4 protein-coding genes are annotated in these 3,607 nt (G+C 73.5%); all 4 read left to right on the top strand.

From position 1 onward, the window contains the following. Nucleotides 1-207, top strand: a 207-nt coding sequence (locus AOK00_RS19660) for a trypco2 family protein (RefSeq protein WP_055601613.1), incomplete at its 5' end; no start/stop codon positions are given. Nucleotide 208: 1 nt separating this feature from the next. After that, a complete protein-coding gene (locus AOK00_RS19655) occupies nt 209-2,368 on the top strand; it encodes a trypsin-like serine protease (protein ID WP_055601612.1) in 2,160 nt (719 codons plus the stop codon). After that, entirely contained in the window at nt 2,365-3,375 is a 1,011-nt protein-coding gene (locus AOK00_RS19650) for an AAA family ATPase (RefSeq protein ID WP_079042087.1), read from the top strand. The genes AOK00_RS19655 and AOK00_RS19650 overlap by 4 nt, the downstream gene beginning before the upstream one ends. 16 nt (nt 3,376-3,391) lie before the next feature. Next, the coding region (locus AOK00_RS39710) for a hypothetical protein (protein WP_216822255.1) at nt 3,392-3,607 on the top strand (216 nt) is incomplete at its 3' end.

Here is a 3,607-nt window from a genome sequence, read left to right as displayed (position 1 = left end):
GAGCTGGAGCTCCAGCTCGAACTGCGCAAGTCCGTGAAGGGGGACGGCAAACTCTCTTTCGGCGTGGTCACCGCCGGCGCGAGCGGCGAGCACGCCACGGTCCGCACCCACAAGCTGACGCTCAGGCTCTCCGTCAAGGACCGCGCCACCGGCGGAGCCGGTCCCGAGATCGGCGACGACGAGACCGGGTCGTGGGACGAGGAGTGACGTGGATCCGCGCAGACTGGCGCTGATCCGCAGCGGAACCGACGATCGGCCCCACCGCGTGGGCTCCGGCTATCTGATCACCCCCCGGCTGGTCCTGACCGCACGTCATGTGCTGGAGGACCGCGCCACCGGACTGCCGTGGCCGGCGTTCCGCGTGCGCATCGGCCATCACGGCTACGGAGAGACGACCGCCGCGTCGGCGGAACTGCTCTGGCAGCACCCGGACGGACGGGACGTCGCCCTGCTCCGCATCGACCGGGACGTCGACCTGTCCGGAACCGTCCGCTGGGGCCGCCCCGTCGGTACCGCCCCGCTGTCCTACCGGGGGCTCGGCTACCCCCTGTCGGCCAAGGGCGACACCCGCGACCCCGAGAACCTGCGCGGGGAACTGCCGCCCCTCTCCGGCGCCGCGGACCGCTTCGTCCTGGACCAGGGCCCCTCGCCCGTACCCCGTGCCGACGAGAAGAACGCCTGGGGCGGCGCCTCCGGTGCCGCCATTTTCTGCGGCGACCGCCTCGTCGGCGTCGTGACCCAGGAGGTGCACTCCTACGGAGCCCGCCGCCTGATCGCCCTGCCGGCGCGCACCTTCGCGCAGGACGACGACTTCGTGTCCCACCTCGTCGAGCACGCCGGCACACCCCCCGAACTGGGCACGGTCGGGGCACCCCTGCCGAGCGCGCCACCCGCCGCCGAGCGCACCCCCGCCGAGCGCGAACTCGCCGGGATGCTCGACACGTTGTTCCCGGACCGCGCCTCCCGCATCGGCCACGCCCGGGATCTGGCACGGGAGCTGGAGTACGAGACCGACGGCTACGAGCCCACCACCGCCGACCTCGTGGCCCTCCTGAAGGCCCACCCCCGCGCCCTCGCGTCGCTCGGCGCGGCCCCGGCGAGGAGCGCGACGGGGCCGGTCAGGACCGCGTGGACGCAGCTCTTCGCGAGGGCCCGCGTCCTCGCCCCCGGCTCCCTGCTCTCCACCGACGAGTACGGGTCCCTGCTCGACCTGCTGTGCCGGGTCCACGAGGAGCAGCCGAGGCTCCTGCCCCGGGCGGCCCCCGAGGCGCTGCCGTACGCCGTCCTGCCCGAGAGCCTCACCCGTCCGCACCTCGGCGAGGACGACCTGCGTGCCGCGATTCACGGGCTGGAGGAGCTGTCCGACAGCGAGAGCGTCCCCGAGGGCACCCCGCCGGTCCCGGCGCTGCTGCGGCTCGTCGAGTACGTGGCCGCCTCCGCGGCGCACCCGCTCGGCGACGAGCTGCGTGCGTGGTCGAGCGCGATCGCGGACCGGCTCGGCGTCCACGCCGGAGCCCTGGGCGAGCGGCGCGACGACGCCAACCGCTGGGCCAAGCGCCGGAGTTCGCCGGTGACGCGGGTGGTGATGGAAGTGGAACGCGACACCGCGACCGCGGAGGAACGCTACCGGTGCCGGATCCTGCTCGCCCGTGAGGACGGCTCGTACAGAGTCCTCAAGGAGTCGGAGACGGTCTCGAAGACCCCGGGGGAGGCGGCGCGCGCCCTCGGCGAGGCGGTCGCCACCGCCCGCCAGGAGCCCGGTCAGGGCGACCACGTGCCCTGGGTGACCGTCGTGGTCGACCGCTCGGGACTCGACCTGGCCGTCGACGAGTGGAGGCCCGAAGGACCGGACGACATCCTGGCCGCCTGGCCCATCGGCACCGAGTACCACGTCTCCCTCAGCTGCCCCGACCTCGTCGCCGACAGAACCGTTCGCGAGCTCGACCAGAAACGCCGCTGGAAGCTGGGCCGCTCGTCGACGCTCACCACCAGCCGCACCCACGGTCACGGGGGACACCTGCGGATGCTGCTGGGGACCGAACACCGCGACACCGCGCGGGTCGTCCTGCACGGCCCCGCCGACCAGCGGAAGTCCTCGCTCATGATCTGTCTCGCCCTGGGCGTCCCCGTCGTGCTTTGGGACCGCGACGCCGACGGCTACGAGGACGCCGACAGGCTCGGCGGTCTCGCACCGGACGGCGGGCTCGACGCCCTCCCCGAGCGGGTCCGGGAGTTCCGGAGCCACTCCGCCGCCCACCCCGAGGAGCGGCGGGCCCGCCCCTCGCTCGTCTGGGAGCCCGACGGACGCCACCCCGCGCCCGAACCGCTGCACCTGAGAGACCCCTGGAGAGGAACGCACGCGTCATGACGACCTCGGAGCCCCTGGCCGGCCCTGACCCCCGACGCCTGCCCTCCGCCGACGGGCCCGACGACTGGCGGCTCTTCCAGGGGGACGGCGAACGCCGCGAGGTCCCGTTCCCCTCCGCACCGCCGTGGCGCCGGTTCGACCGGCCGGAGTCGCCGAACGCAGTCGTGGCCCCGCGCCCGAGGCCGTACCTCATCGGCCCAGACGAGGCCGACGTCGTGAACGCGGCGCTCCACCTCCGCCGCCCCCTCCTCGTCACCGGCCAGCCCGGCACCGGCAAGTCCTCGCTGGCCCACGCCGTCGCCCACGAACTCGCACTCGGCGCCGTCCTCCAGTGGCCCGTGAACAGCCGCTCGACCCTGCAGGACGCCCTCTACCAGTACGACGCCGTCGGCCGGCTGCGCGAGGCCACCCTCCACCGTGACGCGGACGGCACGGAACCCGACATCGGTCAATACATCAGGCTCGGCCCGCTCGGCAACGCGCTCGTCCCCCGGGACCGCCCCCGGGTGCTGCTCGTCGACGAACTGGACAAGGGTGACATCGACCTGCCCAACGACCTGCTGACCATCTTTGAGGAGGGCGAGTTCACCATCCCCGAACTCACCCGCCTCCCCGAGGACCACGCCCCGGTCCTCGTCCAGACCGACGAACCGGACGCCCCCGCCCCCATCACGCGCGGCTGGGTGCGCTGCTGCGAGTTCCCGGTCGTGATCATCACCAGCAACGGCGAACGGGACTTCCCGCCCGCCTTCCTCCGCCGCTGCGTCCGCCTCGACCTGCCCGAGCCCGACGAGCGGCGCCTGCGCGAGATCGTCGCCGCCCACCTCGGCCCCGCCGCCCTGGACGACGCGGACGACCTGCTGCGCGAGTTCCTCGGCCGCCGCGCCACCGGCGAACTCGCCACCGACCAGCTGCTCAACGCCGTCTTCCTCCGCAAGGGCGGCGTCGACCTCGACGCCGGCTCCCTCCTCAAGGCCGTCCTGCACCAGCTCGGCGAAGCCGTGTGACCCCGTGATCGAGCGCGTGACGAAGATTCTGGCGGACAGCGGCGCCGAACTGTCCCAGGAGGAACTCCTCGACGCCCTGTGGCTCGCCGGGAAGCTCCCGCGGGCCAGCGGTTCGTCGGCCGCCCGCGGGAGCTTCCCGGCGAGCCACAGGGCGTCGAGGAGTTCCTCCTGGGACAGTTCGGCGCCGCTGTTCGCTAGAATCTTCGTTACGCGCTCGATCACGGGGTCACAC

This window comes from Streptomyces aureus, assembly GCF_001418135.1.
GTDB classification, from domain to species: domain Bacteria; phylum Actinomycetota; class Actinomycetes; order Streptomycetales; family Streptomycetaceae; genus Streptomyces; species Streptomyces aureus_A.
Note: the sequence above shows the minus strand (reverse complement) of the source record. Positions and strands in the feature narration are given on the sequence as shown.